Raw genomic sequence first — 16,004 nt, forward strand, 5'->3', positions numbered from 1 at the left:
TCGCGGCATACTGGGCGCCCACATGGTCGGCGTTGAAGGAATCGGTATGCAGTTGGATCCCGCGAGCGGGTGGTGTCATGGCGTGCAGATCTGCCCGTCGCCCAACTTCAATGAGCGCCCGGCGGGCGAAGTCTCCCTGTTGGTCATCCACAACATCAGCCTGCCGCCGGCGCAATTCGCCACGGGCAAGGTGCAGGAATTTTTCCAGAATCGTCTGGATGTCACCGAACACCCGTACTTTGCAGGCATCGCTGACCTGCGTGTCTCGGCGCACTTTCTGATCGAACGTGACGGTAAGGTCACCCAGTTTGTCTCCTGTCTTGCGCGGGCGTGGCATGCCGGCGTTTCTGTGTTCGAAGGTCGTGAAACCTGTAACGATTTTTCCGTGGGCATCGAGCTGGAAGGCACCGATGATCTGCCGTTCACCGACGAACAGTATCGCGCGCTGACGGCGCTGACCCGGCAGTTGCAGCAACGTTTTCCGGCGATCACCGATCAGCGCATCTGCGGCCACAGCGATATCGCGCCGGGGCGCAAGACCGATCCGGGACCGGCATTCGACTGGGCACGCTACCGCGCGGCCCTGGCAAAAGAGGAAGGACAATGAGTTTTCTGGTGTTACTGCTGGCGCTGTGGATCGAGAAGTTTTCGGCCCTGCGCCATCGGCTTCAACGCGATGGCGGATGGATCCGCGAGCTGCACAAACTCGAAAGCAGCGAACGATTGGCGAAACAACCGTGGCTGGTGCTGACGATTCTGGTGCTGTTCCCGGTGGCGTTGCTGGCGCTGTTGCTGTGGGTACTGGAACCGGTGGCGTACGGTTTGCTGGCGCTGCCGGTGCATTTGCTGGTGGTCATTTACAGCCTCGGGCGTGGCGATCTGCTCGGCGGCCTCGGGCCGTTCCGCGATGCCTGGCGCCGTGAAGATCTGCAAGCGGCGGCGCACGTGGCCAAGCGCGACCTGAACATCTGCGCCGACAGCGGCGAGCAATTGCTCGAGCGGGTGCAGGGGCATCTGCTGTGGCAGGCCTATCAGAGTTTCTTCGCGGTGATCTTCTGGTACTTCCTCCTCGGTCCGGTAGCGGCACTGGCCTATCGTTTGCTGGCGTTGGCCGAAGAGCACGGTACAAACCCGGCGCTGGTCGAGCGCGCTGCGCAGTTGCGTCATGCCTTCGATTGGGTGCCGGTGCGTTTGCTGGCGGCGAGTCTGGCCCTGGTTGGCAACTTCGTCGCGGTCAGCCGCGTGATGCTGCATGAGCTGCTGAACTGGAACATCAGCGCTGCACAGTTGATCAACAAGGTCGGCCTCGCCGCTGGAGAGATCCCGCCGCCAGCGGTCGGCCCGGATGGCATCAACACCCTCGACTGCCTGTGGGAACTGCTGCTGCGTGCGGCAGTGTTGTGGTATGCCGGGTTTGCCTTGTGGACTGTTCTGGTTCACTGATTACAGCAAGAGCAAAAGATCGCAGCCTTCGGCAGCTCCTACACGGGATCGCATTTCCCCTGTAGGAGCTGCCGAAGGCTGCGAGCTTTTTTGCTTTTGACGGTGGCGATCACCGCATCGCCATTAACCTTAAGTTACAAAACCCCCCGCCGATTTGCGCTATACAGAGATAGCGCCCGATAGTGGCTATCTGCTGTCGTCCCGCGCCTGCCAATAAAAACAAGAAAAACCAAGGGGAGACTTCCAGTGAAGAGCTTGCTCTATCCCGCCGTCTCGCTGATGAACCGCCTGAGCTTCGGCATGAAGTTCAGCCTGATCAGCGTGCTGTTCCTGGTGCCGATGCTGGTGACCAATTTCTATCTGGTGCGCGACTCCTATCGCGAATTTCAGGGCACCCATGTCGAACTGCAAAGCCTCGATCTGCTGGGCAGCAGCCTGACCCTGCGTCGGGATCTGGAGACCTTGAACAATCTGGTGCAGATCGACGTCACCCTTGGCCAGTCCGGCAAGGCCGGCAATGTCGAAGCGCAGATCCAGACCTTGGAGCAGGCCGTGCTCGCGCGCCTCGAAGGGCTGACGGCGATGACCGAAGACCCGGAGCAGATCAAGCAATTCGAGGCCAAGCGCGATGAAATGATCGCCGCGTTCAAGGCCCAGCAAGCGGAGAGCTCGCTGCAAAGCAAAAGCGCATTGATTGGCAAATTGCTGGCCAGTGCGCAGATTTTCAGCCAGATCATCACCAGTCAGGCCGGGTTGAGCCGCGACAACCAGAGCGACATTCGCCAGCTCAGCGAACTGGTCACGCTGATCACCCCGAGCGTCACGCAAACCCTCGGCGAAGGCCGGGCAATGGGTTCGTATTCGTTGGGCCAAGGCTTTCTCAACAGTTCTTCCAGCACACGTTTTGACGAATTGCTGGTGCAGATCGAAAAACTCCAGGCCGAGTACGCACTGAAGCTGCAGGACGCCCTCGGTTCCAGCAACGCCGCGCGCGAATCCCTTAGCGCGCAGGCTGAGAACAGCAAGGCCTCGCTGAAGCAGGCCAGCGAACTGTTCGAAGAGCAAGTGGTGATGGCCGACACCCTCGATGCGCCGTGGCAGGCATTTTACGATCAGGTCACCGGGCTGATGGAACACACCTACCAGCTCAATCAGGCCACGCTGAAATTTCTCGACAGCCAGTTGCAGCAGCGTCTGGAGCAGAACCGCACGCACATGATTCTGCAAGCCTCCGCGCTGTCGGTGGTGTTCGTGCTGATTTTCTATCTTTATGGCGGTTTCTACGCCTCGACCCGCACCACCCTGAAAAGCCTGGGGGCGATGATGGACAAGGTCGCGGCCGGTGACATGACCGTCAACTTCAAGGCCAGCAGCCGCGATGAACTGGGCGAGTTGGGCGAGGTGTTCAATGGCACGGTGAAGAAGATTCACGATTTGATCGAACGTGTCGGTCATACCGTCGGTGAGGTCGAGCGTCAGGCCGGGCAGGTGGAAAGCGTGTCGGCACAGAGCAATCAGGCTGTGGCCGGGCAGCGTACGCAAATCGAACAAGTGGCGACGGCAATGAACCAGATGTCGGCGACCTCAATGGAAGTTGCCCGCAGTGCTGCGGCAGCGGTGAGCAGCGCTCACAGCGTCAACGACGAAACCCTCAGCGGACGCGGGCTGGTGGAATCGCAGCAGGGCAGCATTGCCGCGCTGGCCAGCGAGATTGATCAGTCGGTGCTGGTGATCAATCAACTGGCCAGCGACAGCCAGTCGATCAGCCGTGTGCTTGAGGTGATCAAGAGTATCGCCGAACAGACCAATCTGCTGGCGCTCAACGCCGCCATTGAAGCGGCCCGGGCCGGCGAGCAGGGGCGCGGCTTTGCCGTGGTCGCAGATGAAGTGCGCACGTTGGCCAAGCGTACCCAGCAATCGACTGAAGAAATCGAGCAGATGATCGCCAAACTGCATGGCGGCGTCGGCGCGGCGGTGAAAGCGATGGGTGTCAGCCATCAGATGGCCAATGGCACGGTGGGACAGTCGGAGAAGGTCCAACAGGCGCTGGAAAATATTCTTGGCGCGGTGGGCATGATCGTCGACCAGAACCAGCAGATTGCCGCAGCCGTCGAACAGCAAACGGCAGTGGCCGATGACATCGACCAGAATATCGTCGAGATCAACCGCGCCGGCGAACGCACGGCGCAAGGCGCGCACCAGACCGAAGATGCCAGCCGCGCGCTGTCGGCGCAGGTGGTTGAACTCAAACAACTGATCAGCGCGTTTCGCGTCTGAGCCTGACCCCGTCCCCCCGTAGGAGCTGACGAGTGCAACGAGGCTGCGATCTTTTGACTTTGCCTCTGAAGATCAAAAGATCGCAGGCTCGTTGCACTCGTCAGCTCCTACCCGGGTAGGTGTTACCAGCCGAAGACGTCGCTGCAGTTGGCGGTACTGACGTTGGCCAGTTGTTCTGGAGTGATATTCATCAGCTCGGCCAGCGCCGCACAAATCGCCGGCAGATGCGCCGGGCTGTTGCGCTGGCCGGGGAACATGGCGGGGGCCATGTCTGGTGAGTCGGTTTCCAGCACCACCGATTGCAGCGGCAGCTCGGGCAGGACCCGATGCATGCGCAACGCCTGCGGCCATGTCGGTGCACCGCCAAGACCCAGTTTTAAACCGAGCTTGATATATTCCCGCGCTTCTTCGCGGCTGCCGGCGAAGGCGTGGATGATGCCGGCGCGTTTGAGCTTGAAGCGTTTGAGCGTGGCGATCACCGCGGCGTGGCTGCGGCGAACGTGGATCAACGCCGGCAATTCGAAGTCCGCCGCCAGTTGCAGTTGCGCTTCGAACAACGCTTGCTGGCGCTCGCGATCCAGGTTTTCGATGAAATAATCCAGACCGATCTCGCCCACCGCACACAGTTGCCGATGCCCGCGCAAACGCGTCAGCCAGTCACCCAGCGCGTGCAGATCCTCGGGACGGTGCTGATCGAGGAACACCGGATGCAGACCGAACGCCGCATACAGGTCGGCATCGCTCTGCACCAGGTCCCACACCCGTTGCCAGTTGCCCTTATGCACGCCGAGCACGACGATGCGCCGCACGCCGAGGGCGCGGCTTTCGGCCAGCAGCGCCGCGCGATCGGCGTCGAAGTCGGGGAAGTCGAGGTGGGTGTGACTGTCGATCAGCTCCACGCTTCAGTCCCGGTGAATACGCTGCTTGAAGGTCCGCGCAATGGCTTGCACGCCCGGTTGGTAATCGTCCTGCTCGACGGCGGCCAGCGCCAGTTCCAGGGCCTTGTCGGCGATCAACTGGTGTTGCTGGGACATGGCGTTGACCGGCAGCGGCAGGAAATCCAGCAACTGCGTGTCGCCGAAGGTGCCAAGGCGCAGCGGCCGCGATTTCAGCGGGAAATCATGCAGCGCATCGAACACGCCCTGCAGCAGTACGTAGGAAGTGGTCACCAGCGCGTCAGGCAAATGCCCCAACCGCTGCAGGAGTTCTTCCATCAATTGCTTGCCGCACTCGCGGCTGAACGACTCGGCGTGCTCGATCAGCACTTCGCCTTGGAAATCTTTGAGCGCTTCGCGGAAACCGGCAGCACGTTCCTGGCTGATGCTCAATTCCGGGCGGGCGCCGAGCAGCACGATCTGCTTGGGCTGCGGATCGAGCAGGCTCTGGGTCAGGTGCAGGCTGGCCTCGCGGTCGTCGCTGATCACCGAGCAGAAATGCTCCGGCTCCATGACCCGGTCGATGGCGATGATCGGCAGACCCTTGGCCTGCAACTGCCGATAGCTGTCGTCACTGGCGGGCAGGCAACTGGCAACGATCAGCGCATCGCAACGCCGGGCGCGGAACAGTTGCAGGAGCTGGCGTTCGCTGTCCGGCGCATCGTCGGAACTGGCGATCAGCAATTGATAACCGCGCGCCCGCGCGCCTTGTTCGAGCAACTTGGCGATCCGCGCGTAACTGGGGTTTTCCAGATCCGGCAGGATAAAACCCAGGGTGCGCGTGTGCCGACTGCGCAGGCCGGCCGCTTGCGGATTGGGCGTGAAGCCGTGCAGATCGACCACCGCGCGCACGCGCTCGACGGTCGCGTTGCTGATGCGTTGCTGTTCGGCCTTGCCGTTGATGACGTAGCTGGCGGTGGTGACGGAGACGCCGGCCAACCGCGCGATATCACTGAGTTTCAACCCGGTATTTCCTTGTTTTTTCGAGCATGCCGCGACATTTTCGCCAATCCTACCCGATAAGGGCAGCCGACTTGTTGCCTGGGCAGATCCGACCAGTTGGACTTCAAGGATGAGACATTATCGAGTAACGTGCCGATCAATCTAGATTAAACGTTTCAGCAAGCGTATTTTCTACGTTTTGGGTGCCTTTGGCCGGTCCTGCCGTGAAACCGCCAAAACTGCCGCTGAAAAGCGCGGCAGAGCGCCTAAGCTGTGAACCATTCAAAACAATACCTGGCGTTGAACTGCGCCAAAAAGGAGATCGCATGCTCGAGCTCACTATAGAGCAGATATCCATGGGCCAGTCGGCCTTGGATAAACCCGCCGCCTTGCAATTGCTGGCCAGTCATCTGGTCGCCGACGGTCTGGTTGCCGACGGCTACCTCGCCGGCCTGCAGGCTCGGGAAGCCCAGGGCTCGACCTTTCTCGGTCAAGGCATCGCCATTCCCCACGGCACCCCGGAAACCCGCGATCAGGTATTCGCCACCGGCGTGCGCCTGATGCAGTTTCCCGATGGTGTCGACTGGGGCGATGGCCAGATCGTTTATCTGGCCATCGGCATCGCGGCGAAATCCGACGAACACCTGCGCCTGCTGCAACTGCTGACCCGCGCCCTCGGCGAGACCGATCTGGGCCAGGCGCTGCGTCGCGCCAGCTCGCCCGAAGCGCTGCTGAAACTGCTGCAAGGCGCGCCGCAGGAACTGGCGCTGGATGCGCAGATGATCGGCCTCGGTGTGTCGGCCGACGATTTCGAAGAGCTGGTCTGGCGCGGCGCGCGTCTGCTGCGTCAGGCCGACTGCGTGAGCAACGGCTTTGCCGGCGTGTTGCAGCAGGTTGAAGCGCTGCCATTGGGCGATGGCCTGTGGTGGCTGCACAGCGAGCAAACCGTGAAGCGTCCGGGACTGGCGTTCGTCACCCCGGACAAACCGATGCGCTATCTCGGTCAGCCGCTCAGTGGTCTGTTCTGCCTCGCCAGTCTGGGCGAAGCGCATCAGGCCCTGCTCGAGCGTTTGTGCGCGTTGCTGATCGAAGGTCGCGGCCACGAACTGGGCCGCGCCACCAGCAGCCGCAAAGTCCTCGAAGTGCTCGGCGGTGAACTGCCCGCCGACTGGCCGAGCGCGCGCATTGCCTTGGCCAACGCCCATGGCTTGCACGCGCGCCCGGCGAAAATTCTCGCGCAGCTGGCGAAAAGCTTTGATGGCGAAATTCGCGTGCGCATCGTCGACAGCACTGACAGTGCCGTGTCGGTGAAGAGCCTGAGCAAACTGCTGAGTCTTGGCGCCCGACGCGGTCAGGTGCTGGAGCTTATCGCCGAACCGAGCATCGCCGCCGATGCCTTGCCGGCTCTGCTTGCGGCGATTGAAGAAGGCCTCGGTGAAGAAGTCGAGCCGCTGCCGCCTGTGAGTCAGCAGCGCGAAGTGATCGCCGACGTCGCCGAAGTGCTGGTCGCTCCGGCCTCCGGCAGCCTGTTGCAAGCGATTCCCGCCGCACCGGGCATTGCCATCGGCCCGGCGCACATTCAGGTGCTGCAGGCCATCGATTACCCGTTGCGCGGCGAGTCGGCGGCGATCGAGCGCGAGCGCCTCAAGCAAGCGCTGAGCGACGTGCGCCGCGACATTCAGGGCTTGATCGAACGCAGCAAGGCCAAAGCGATCCGGGAGATTTTCATCACCCACCAGGAAATGCTCGACGACCCGGATCTGACCGACGAAGTCGACACCCGCCTCAAGCAAGGCGAAAGCGCTGAAGCGGCGTGGATGGCGGTGATCGAAGCGGCGGCCAAACAGCAGGAATCGCTGCAGGACGCTTTGCTTGCCGAACGTGCCGCGGATCTGCGTGACATCGGTCGCCGGGTTCTGGCCCAGTTGTGTGGCGTGCAGACCGCGAACGAGCCGGAGCAACCGTACATTCTGGTGATGGACGAAGTCGGCCCATCCGATGTGGCGCGGCTGGATCCTGCGCGAGTGGCGGGGATCCTCACCGCGCGCGGTGGCGCTACCGCGCACAGCGCCATCGTCGCCCGCGCCCTCGGTATTCCGGCATTGGTCGGTGCGGGAGCGGCGGTGTTGCTGCTCGAACCGGGCACGCCGCTGTTGCTCGATGGTCAGCGTGGCCGTCTGCATGTCGACGCCGATGCCGCGACGCTGCAACGCGCCGCTGAAGAACGCGACACCCGCGAGCAACGCCTGAAGATCGCCGCCGAACAACGTCATCAACCGGCGCACACCACTGACGGTCACGCCGTTGAAGTGTTCGCCAACATCGGCGAAAGCGCAGGCGTGACCAGTGCGGTGGAGCAGGGCGCCGAAGGCATCGGTCTGCTGCGCACCGAACTGATTTTCATGGCCCACCCGCAGGCACCGGACGAAGCCACGCAAGAGGCCGAGTACCGTCGCGTCCTCGATGGTCTCGCCGGGCGGCCGCTGGTGGTGCGTACGCTCGATGTCGGCGGCGACAAACCGCTGCCATATTGGCCGATCGCCAAGGAAGAAAACCCGTTCCTCGGTGTACGCGGCATTCGCCTGACCTTGCAGCGTCCGCAGATCATGGAAGCGCAACTGCGTGCCTTGCTGCGCTCGGCCGACAATCGTCCGCTGCGGATCATGTTCCCGATGGTTGGCAGCGTCGAAGAGTGGCGTCAGGCCCGCGACATGACCGAGCGTCTGCGCAAGGAAATTCCGGTCGCCGATTTGCAGTTGGGGATCATGATCGAAGTGCCGTCGGCCGCGTTGCTCGCGCCGGTGCTGGCCAAGGAAGTCGACTTCTTCAGTGTCGGCACCAACGACCTCACGCAATACACCCTGGCCATCGACCGTGGTCATCCGACCCTGTCTGCACAAGCGGACGGCTTGCACCCGGCGGTGCTGCAACTGATCGACATCACCGTGCGCGCCGCCCATGCCCATGGCAAATGGGTCGGTGTCTGCGGCGAGCTGGCGGCCGATCCGCTGGCGGTGCCGGTGCTGGTCGGCCTCGGTGTCGACGAGCTCAGTGTGTCCGGTCGCAGCATTGCCGAAGTCAAGGCGCGCATCCGTGAACTCAGCCTGACCCAGGCGCAAACCCTCGCTCAACAGGCCTTGGCCGTGGGCAGCGCCAATGAAGTGCGCGCATTAGTGGAGGCCCTGTAATGGCCAAGATTCTCACCCTGACCCTCAACCCGGCACTCGACCTCACCGTTGAGCTGTCGCGGCTGGAAGCCGGTCAGGTCAATCGCAGCGAGGAGATGCACACCCACGCTGCGGGCAAGGGCGTCAACGTCGCCCAGGTGCTGGCGGACCTCGGTCATCAGCTCACCGTCAGCGGCTTTCTCGGCGAAGACAATCTGCAAGCATTCGAAACCCTGTTCGCCAAGCGTGGTTTTGTCGACGCGTTCATCCGCGTGCCCGGCGAGACGCGTAGCAACATCAAGGTCGCCGAGCAGGACGGGCGCATCACCGACATCAATGGCCCGGGCCCGGTGGTCGATGCAAATGCGCAGCAAGCGTTGCTTGATCGCCTGCTGCAAATCGCGCCGGGGCACGATGCGGTAGTGGTCGCTGGCAGTCTGCCGCGCGGCGTCACCGCGCAGTGGTTGCGCGAGCTGATCGACAAGCTCAATGCGCTCGGCTTGAAAGTCGCCCTCGATTCCAGCGGAGAAGCCTTGCGCGCCGGGTTGCAGGCCAGCCCCTGGCTGATCAAACCGAACACCGAAGAACTGGCCCACGCCCTCGGCTGCGAAGTGGTGTCGCCGATCGCCGAAGCACAAGCCGCCGCACGTTTGCATGGGCAAGGCATCGAGCACGTGGTGATCTCCCACGGCGCCGATGGGGTGAACTGGTTCAGTGTCGGCTCGGCCCTGCATGCCTCGCCGCCGAAGGTCAGCGTGGCCAGCACGGTCGGTGCCGGAGATTCCTTGCTCGCCGGCATGCTCCACGGTCTGCTCAGCGCCGACACCCCCGAGCAAACCCTGCGCACCGCCACCGCGATTGCGGCGATGGCGGTGACCCAGATCGGTTTTGGCATCAACGACGCTGCGCAACTGGCGCAGCTCGAACAGGGCGTGCGCGTGCGCGCCCTGACAGAACAATAAGAGGGTTTGTCATGAAGTTAGCCATTGTTACGGCTTGCCCGAACGGCATGGTCACCAGTGTGCTGTGCGCGCGTCTGCTCGATGCAGCGGCGCAGCGTCAGGGCTGGAGCACCAGCGTCGAAGTGGTCGATCCGGCGCACCCGGAACGCGAATTGTCGGCGGCGACCATCGAAGCCGCCGAGTGGGTCTTGCTGGTCAGTACCGGCGCGGTGGACATGCGCCGTTTTGTCGGCAAGCGCGTGTTCCAGATTGCTCCGGCGCAAGCCTTGCAGGATGTCGAAGCGGTGCTGCGTCGCGGTGCTGACGAAGCCGAAGTCTACGTCGCCAGCGAGGTCGAATCGGCAGTTGACGCGTCACGTGCGCCACGCATCGTCGCCATCACTGCCTGCCCGACCGGCGTTGCTCACACCTTCATGGCCGCCGAAGCGTTACAGCAGACTGCCAAGCGTCTGGGCTATGAATTGCAGGTCGAAACCCAAGGCTCGGTCGGCGCGAAAACCCCGCTCAGCGCAACGGCCATCGCCGAGGCCGACGTGGTGTTGCTGGCGGCAGATATCGACGTCGCCACCGAGCGCTTCGCTGGCAAGAAAATCTATCGCTGCGGCACGGGCGTTGCGCTGAAGCAGTCTGAAGCGACTTTGAAAAAAGCCTTGGCCGAAGGCGCTGTCGAAAGTGCGGCAAGCGACGGCAGGGCCCCGGCCAAGTCCGAGAAAACCGGCGTCTACAAGCACCTGCTCACGGGTGTGTCGTACATGCTGCCAATGGTGGTGGCGGGTGGTTTGCTGATCGCATTGTCGTTCGTGTTCGGCATCACCGCGTACAAGGAAGAAGGCACGCTGGCGGCGGCGCTGATGCAGATCGGCGGCGACACCGCGTTCAAGCTGATGGTGCCGCTGCTGGCCGGGTACATCGCCTACTCGATCGCTGACCGTCCCGGTCTTGCGCCGGGGATGATCGGCGGCTTGCTCGCAGGCACCTTGGGCGCCGGGTTTATTGGCGGGATCATTGCCGGTTTCATCGCCGGTTACGCCGCCAAAGCCATCGCCCGTTATGTGAAATTGCCGCAGAGTCTGGAGGCGTTGAAGCCGATCCTGATCATCCCGTTGCTGGCCAGTCTGGTCACCGGCCTGGTGATGATTTATGTGGTCGGCAAACCGGTCGCCGGCATGCTCGCCGCGCTGACGCAGTTCCTCGACAGCATGGGTACGACCAACGCGATTCTGCTCGGCGTGTTGCTCGGCGGCATGATGTGCGTCGACCTCGGCGGGCCGATCAACAAGGCTGCCTACGCGTTTTCGGTGGGGCTGCTGGCCTCGCAGAGTTACGCACCGATGGCCGCGACCATGGCCGCCGGCATGGTGCCGCCGATCGGCCTGGGCATCGCCACCTTCATTGCCCGGCGCAAGTTCGCGCAGACTGAACGTGAGGCCGGTAAAGCAGCGTTCGTGCTGGGCCTGTGCTTTATCTCCGAAGGGGCGATTCCGTTTGCCGCCAAAGACCCGCTGCGGGTAATCCCGGCGAGCATCGCCGGTGGCGCGCTGACCGGTGCCTTGTCGATGTACTTCGGCTGCAAACTGATGGCGCCACACGGCGGCTTGTTTGTGCTGGCGATTCCCAATGCGATCAACCATGCGTTGTTGTATTTGCTGGCGATAGTTGCGGGGAGTCTGGTCACGGCGGTGGTGTATGCGTTGCTCAAGCGGCCAGAGGCTGTCGAGCTGGCAGTCGACCCCGTCAACGCCTGACACCCGCCAAACCCTGTGGGAGCGAGCCTGCTCGCGAAGGCGGTCTGCCAGCGACGTCCAGGTTGACTGACACATCGCTTTCGCGAGCAGGCTCGCTCCCACAGGAGTCTGCGTTGTCATAGCGGATTCATACACCCGTGCTTAAGTTTTCCCTTTTGCAGGGAGAACACCATGAGCGATTTCAACCTCGGCCGGCGTCGCGTCATGCAGGCGGTCGGTGCCGGGCTGTTGCTGCCGGGGCTGGCGCCGGCGGTGATCGCCTCGGTCAAGGATCGTCCGCAGCTCACTGACGGCGTGCAGTCCGGCGACCTGCTCGGCGACCGCGCGATGATCTGGAGCCGCAGCGATCGCCCGGCGCGCATGGTGGTCGAGTGGGACACCGGCAGCCTGTTCGGCAACCCGCGCAAATTCGTCTCGCCACTTGCAGATGCGCGCAGCGATTTCACCGCCCGCGTCGAACTCACCGGCCTGCCGGCCAACCAGGCAATCTTCTATCGCGTGCACTTCGAAGACGCCCAGACTGGAGTTGCCAGCGAACCGTGGTTCGGTCATCTGCGCAGCGTGCCGACGGCCAGGCGTGATATTCGTTTTGTCTGGAGCGGTGACACCGTCGGCCAGGGCTTCGGCATCAACCCGGACATCGGCGGCATGCGCATCTACGAAGCCATGCGCCTGCGCCTGCCGGACTTCTTTATCCACAGCGGCGACACCATCTACGCCGACGGCCCGGTGCCCGCGCAACTGACCACCGAGAGTGGCCGCATCTGGCGCAACATCACCACAGAAGCCAAGAGCAAAGTCGCGCAGACTCTCGACGACTATCGCGGCAACTATCGCTACAACCTGATGGACGAAAACATCCGCCGCTTCAACGCCGAAGTGCCGCAGATCTGGCAGTGGGACGATCACGAAGTGGTCAACAACTGGTCACCGGGCAAGCAACTGGATCAGCGCTATCAGGAGAAAGATATCCACAAGCTGGTCGGCCGTGCACGACAGGCATGGCTGGAATATGCGCCGATGCGTTTGCAGGCGGCGGACGGCGGCGGGCGGATCTATCGCAAGCTCAGCTATGGGCCGATGCTTGATGTGTTCGTGCTGGATATGCGCAGTTATCGCGAGGCCAATGATGCCAACCTCGGCGCGGCAAAACCGTTTCTCGGCCGCGAGCAACTGGACTGGCTCAAGCGCGAATTGCAGGCGTCGAAGGCGCAGTGGAAGGTGATTGCGGCGGATATGCCCATCGGCCTTGGCGTCCCGGACGGCGAGGTCAGCCCCGGCGTTGCGCGTTGGGAAGCCGTGGCCAACGGCGACCCTGGACCTGCGCAGGGGCGCGAACTGGAAATTGCCGAATTGCTCGGATTCCTGCGCGCGCAGCAGGTGCGCAATTTCGTGTTTCTGACGGCGGACGTGCACTACTGCGCGGCGCATCACTATCATCCGGACCGCGCGGCGTTTCAGGATTTCGAACCGTTCTGGGAATTTGTCGCAGGGCCGCTGAATGCCGGCAGTTTCGGGCCGAATCCGTTGGACAAGACGTTCGGGCCTGAGGTGGTGTTCGAGAAAGCGCCGCCCGCGCAAAACACCTCGCCGTTTGCCGGGTTTCAGTTTTTCGGTGAGGTGAATATCGAAGGGCAGAGTGGCGAGATGAATGTGGTGTTGCGGGATCTGGATGGCATCGCTGTTTACGAACAGAAACTCCAACCGGTCTGAGCACCGCGTCCCCTGTGGGAGCGAGCCTGCTCGCGAAAGCGGACTTACAGCCAACACCAATGTTGACTGTTAAATCGCCTTCGCGAGCAGGCTCGCTCCCACAGGGGGATGGTGTTGGGTCAGTAAACATCCCGGCGATAGCGGCCCTGTTCGATCAGGCGTTCGACTTCGGCGCTGCCGAGGATATCGTTGAGAGCCTGGTCTACGCCTGAGGCCATGCCTTGAAGGCTGCCGCAGATATAGATGACGGCACCATCAGCCAACCATTTCTTCAATTCATCCGCTGACTCGCGCAAGCGATCCTGCACATAAATCTTCTCGGCCTGATCCCGGGAAAACGCCAGATCGAGGCGCGTCAGATCACCATTGACCAGCCACTCTTCCAGCTCTGCGCAGCAGAGGAAGTCGTGTTCGCGATTGCGCTCGCCGAACAGCAGCCACTGCCGCTGCTGACCGTCGGCAATGCGTGCCTTGAGCAAGCTGCGCAGTCCGGCCAGGCCGGTGCCGTTGCCCAGCAGGATCATCGGCACCGGCTCGTTCGGCAGATGGAAGCCGCTGTTGCGCCGCACCCGCAGGCTGATGCTGCCGCCCACAGGCGCATGCTCGGTGAGCCAGCCGGAGCCGATGCCGAGGCTGCCGTCGTTGTGCTGTTCCTGACGCACGATCAGCTCGAGCATGCCGTCGGCGGCGATCGAGGCTATGGAGTATTCGCGCATCGCCAGCGGCACCATTGCATCGACCAGCGATTGCGCATGCAGGCCGACCAGATGCGCACGATGTTCAGGCAACTGGCGTGAAGCGAGTGCCACTTCCAGCGGCTCGTCGATGCCGTTGACCTTGACCGGAGTTTCGCCACGGATGCCGAGGCCGTCGAGGAAGTGTTCGATGGCCCACGGGCAATTGCGTGGCAGCACTTCGACCAGGTCACCGGCCAGCCAGCTGCGCGTGTCCGGGGCTTTGAGGCCGAGCAGATAGACCGGCGCACCGCTGCTGTCGGGGTTCATCAGTTCGCGACGGACCAGCGTCCAGTTGTCGTAGCTGGGTGCTTGCCAGGTTTCGCTCGGCGCCTGTCCGGTGAGCTGGCCGAGTTGCGTTTGCCAGTGACGCAGCGCGTAGGGATCGGCGCTATCGACTTCCACCGGCGCGAACAGGGTCTTGCCGCCGTGCTCGCCGAGCCATTGATGCAAGCGTTTAGCGAAGCCACAGAAGTGCGCGTACTGCCGATCGCCGAGGCCGAGCACGGCGTAGTTGAGGCCATCGAGTGTCGAGGTCTTGGCCAGCACCTTGCGTTCGAAACCACGGGCGCTGTCCGGTGCTTCGCCGTCGCCGAAGGTGCTGACCACGAACAACGCATTGTTCGAATCGCGCAGATCCTGTTCGCTGAGATTGGCCAGGGGCTGCACGTTGACCGGCAGTCCGGCGGCCTGCAATTGCCCGGCGGTCTGCCACGCCAATTGTTCGGCGAAACCGCTCTGACTGGCGAAACCGATCAGCCATGCCGACGCATCAGCGGTCGGTTGTGCGAGGCCTTGGCGGGCATCCTTGATCTGCTTTTTCTTGCGCCGACGATCCAGATACAGCAGCCAGCCGGTGATGAAAAACAGCGGCATGCACACCGCCGCCATCGTCACGATGATCCGCCCGACGAGGCCGAAATAGCTGCCGACGTGCAGCGCGTAAATGCTGGTCAGCAGTTGTGCCTTGAAGCTCTTGTCGGCATAGCGGTCGACGCGTTTGACCACGCCGGTGGCCGGGTCGAGAGTGATCTGGTTCAGCGCGCGGTCATGGGGCGAGCTGTCGAGCAGGTAGAACACCGTCGCCGGCTGGCCGGCCACCGCTGGCATGCGGATGTTGTATGCCGCCAGACCCGGGCCGGCAGCGCTATAGATGCTGCTCCACATCGCCGCGTAGTCGGCCGTCGGTGCCGGGCCTTCTGGCGCCGGTCCGCGACCGCCGCGTACGCGCTCGTTCTGTGGTGCGTCGGAAAGCAGTCGGGTCAGGCCTTTGTTGTACCACTCGTACGACCATGACAACCCGGTCAAGGCCAGCAGCAGATAGACCATCAAACACCAGGTGCCGGCCACCGAGTGCAGATCCCAATTGAACGCGCGACCCTTCTTTTTCCAGTCCAGGGTCAGCCACACCCGCCAGCTGTTCCACTGACGCGGCCAGCGCAAATACAGGCCAGAGAGACAGAAGAACACCAGCATCAGAGTGCAGGCGCCGGTGATGTTGCGCCCAGTGTCACCCATGGCGAGGAAGCGGTGCAGTTGCAGCATCAGGCCGAAGAAATCCTGGCCAGTGGCGTCGCCCTTGAACTCGGCGGTGTACGGATCGAAGTAGCGCATCTCGCCCCGCCGTTCACCCTTGGGCGGGGTGAAGTAAACGCGTGCGGCGTGACCGCTGTCGGTTTCGACCCAGAGCATGGCGACCTTCTTGCCGGACGCGGCTTCGATGCGCTCGACCAGTTCCACCGGCGGCAACACGCCGGCGACCTGCTTTTCCACCTGCAGAACGGACGGATTCAGCGCGCGCAGGATCTCGTCCTGAAACGAATAGGCCGCGCCGGTGATGCCCATCAGGGCCAGCACCAGCCCCGCGGTGATGCCAAAAAACCAGTGCAACTGGAACAGGGTTTTCTTCAACACGTCACTCGCCGTCCATTCGGAAATTGTCATCACGGCGCGCATTATGCCGTGGGTTATCAAGAAGCGTTTTGCGTAACACACAAAAGCCCCGTTCAACTGAATGAACGGGGCCGAGCCTCGCGGCACATTCCCTGTGGGAGCGAGCCTGCTCGCGAAAGCGGTGTGTCAGTCA

At 62.7% G+C, this 16,004-nt stretch carries 10 protein-coding genes and 1 pseudogene; 8 read left to right on the top strand and 3 right to left on the bottom strand.

Annotation, left to right across the window (positions count from 1 at the left end):
- The first annotated feature begins 46 nt into the window (after nt 1–46).
- The 4 genes and pseudogenes from ampD to AC0Z4S_RS08735 all read left to right on the top strand — a co-directional run bounded on the left by ampD (nt 47) and on the right by AC0Z4S_RS08735 (nt 3,720).
- The gene (gene ampD, locus AC0Z4S_RS08720) at nt 47–607 is read left to right on the top strand and encodes a 1,6-anhydro-N-acetylmuramyl-L-alanine amidase AmpD (protein ID WP_485622688.1); all 561 of its coding nucleotides are present in this window, start codon (nt 47–49) and stop codon (nt 605–607) included.
- The gene (gene ampE, locus AC0Z4S_RS08725) at nt 604–1,443 is read left to right on the top strand and encodes a regulatory signaling modulator protein AmpE (RefSeq protein WP_485622689.1); all 840 of its coding nucleotides are present in this window, start codon (nt 604–606) and stop codon (nt 1,441–1,443) included. Before ampD ends, ampE begins: the two co-directional genes overlap by 4 nt.
- 1,215 nt (nt 1,444–2,658) lie before the next feature.
- A pseudogene (locus AC0Z4S_RS08730) lies at nt 2,659–2,862 on the top strand (HAMP domain-containing protein); the annotation flags it as partial.
- A gap of 153 nt (nt 2,863–3,015) precedes the next feature.
- Nucleotides 3,016–3,720 carry a methyl-accepting chemotaxis protein gene (locus AC0Z4S_RS08735; protein ID WP_485622858.1) on the top strand — a complete coding sequence of 235 codons (705 nt, stop codon included), beginning with the start codon at nt 3,016–3,018 and terminating at the stop codon, nt 3,718–3,720.
- A 122-nt stretch (nt 3,721–3,842) separates the two neighbouring features.
- Here the strand turns inward: AC0Z4S_RS08735 and AC0Z4S_RS08740 are convergent, their stop codons facing one another.
- Both AC0Z4S_RS08740 and cra read right to left on the bottom strand, forming a co-directional pair.
- A complete protein-coding gene (locus tag AC0Z4S_RS08740) occupies nt 3,843–4,619 on the bottom strand; it encodes a TatD family hydrolase (protein ID WP_485622690.1) in 777 nt (258 codons plus the stop codon).
- Between the two features lie 3 nt (nt 4,620–4,622).
- Nucleotides 4,623–5,618 carry a catabolite repressor/activator gene (cra, locus tag AC0Z4S_RS08745; RefSeq protein ID WP_485622691.1) on the bottom strand — a complete coding sequence of 332 codons (996 nt, stop codon included), beginning with the start codon at nt 5,616–5,618 and terminating at the stop codon, nt 4,623–4,625.
- 305 nt (nt 5,619–5,923) lie between these two features.
- On the opposite strand from cra, the gene ptsP reads away from it, so the two are divergent.
- The 4 genes from ptsP (at nt 5,924) to AC0Z4S_RS08765 (ending at nt 13,184) form a co-directional block, all read left to right on the top strand.
- The gene (gene ptsP / locus AC0Z4S_RS08750) at nt 5,924–8,785 is read left to right on the top strand and encodes a phosphoenolpyruvate--protein phosphotransferase (RefSeq protein WP_485622692.1); all 2,862 of its coding nucleotides are present in this window, start codon (nt 5,924–5,926) and stop codon (nt 8,783–8,785) included.
- Nucleotides 8,785–9,726, top strand: a complete 942-nt coding sequence (pfkB, locus tag AC0Z4S_RS08755) for a 1-phosphofructokinase (RefSeq protein ID WP_485622693.1) — start codon at nt 8,785–8,787, stop codon at nt 9,724–9,726. Before ptsP ends, pfkB begins: the two co-directional genes overlap by 1 nt.
- 11 nt (nt 9,727–9,737) lie before the next feature.
- Entirely contained in the window at nt 9,738–11,471 is a 1,734-nt protein-coding gene (locus AC0Z4S_RS08760) for a PTS fructose-like transporter subunit IIB (protein WP_485622694.1), read from the top strand.
- Between the two features lie 171 nt (nt 11,472–11,642).
- On the top strand, nt 11,643–13,184 hold the full coding sequence (locus AC0Z4S_RS08765) for an alkaline phosphatase D family protein (RefSeq protein ID WP_485622695.1): 1,542 nt from the start codon (nt 11,643–11,645) through the stop codon (nt 13,182–13,184).
- 119 nt (nt 13,185–13,303) lie between these two features.
- On the opposite strand, the gene AC0Z4S_RS08770 is transcribed toward AC0Z4S_RS08765, so the two are convergent.
- Entirely contained in the window at nt 13,304–15,832 is a 2,529-nt protein-coding gene (locus AC0Z4S_RS08770; RefSeq protein ID WP_485622859.1) for a PepSY domain-containing protein, read from the bottom strand.
- Nucleotides 15,833–16,004: the final 172 nt, after the last annotated feature.

The organism is Pseudomonas sp. 1L-B-1-E-C1 (assembly GCF_057291835.1).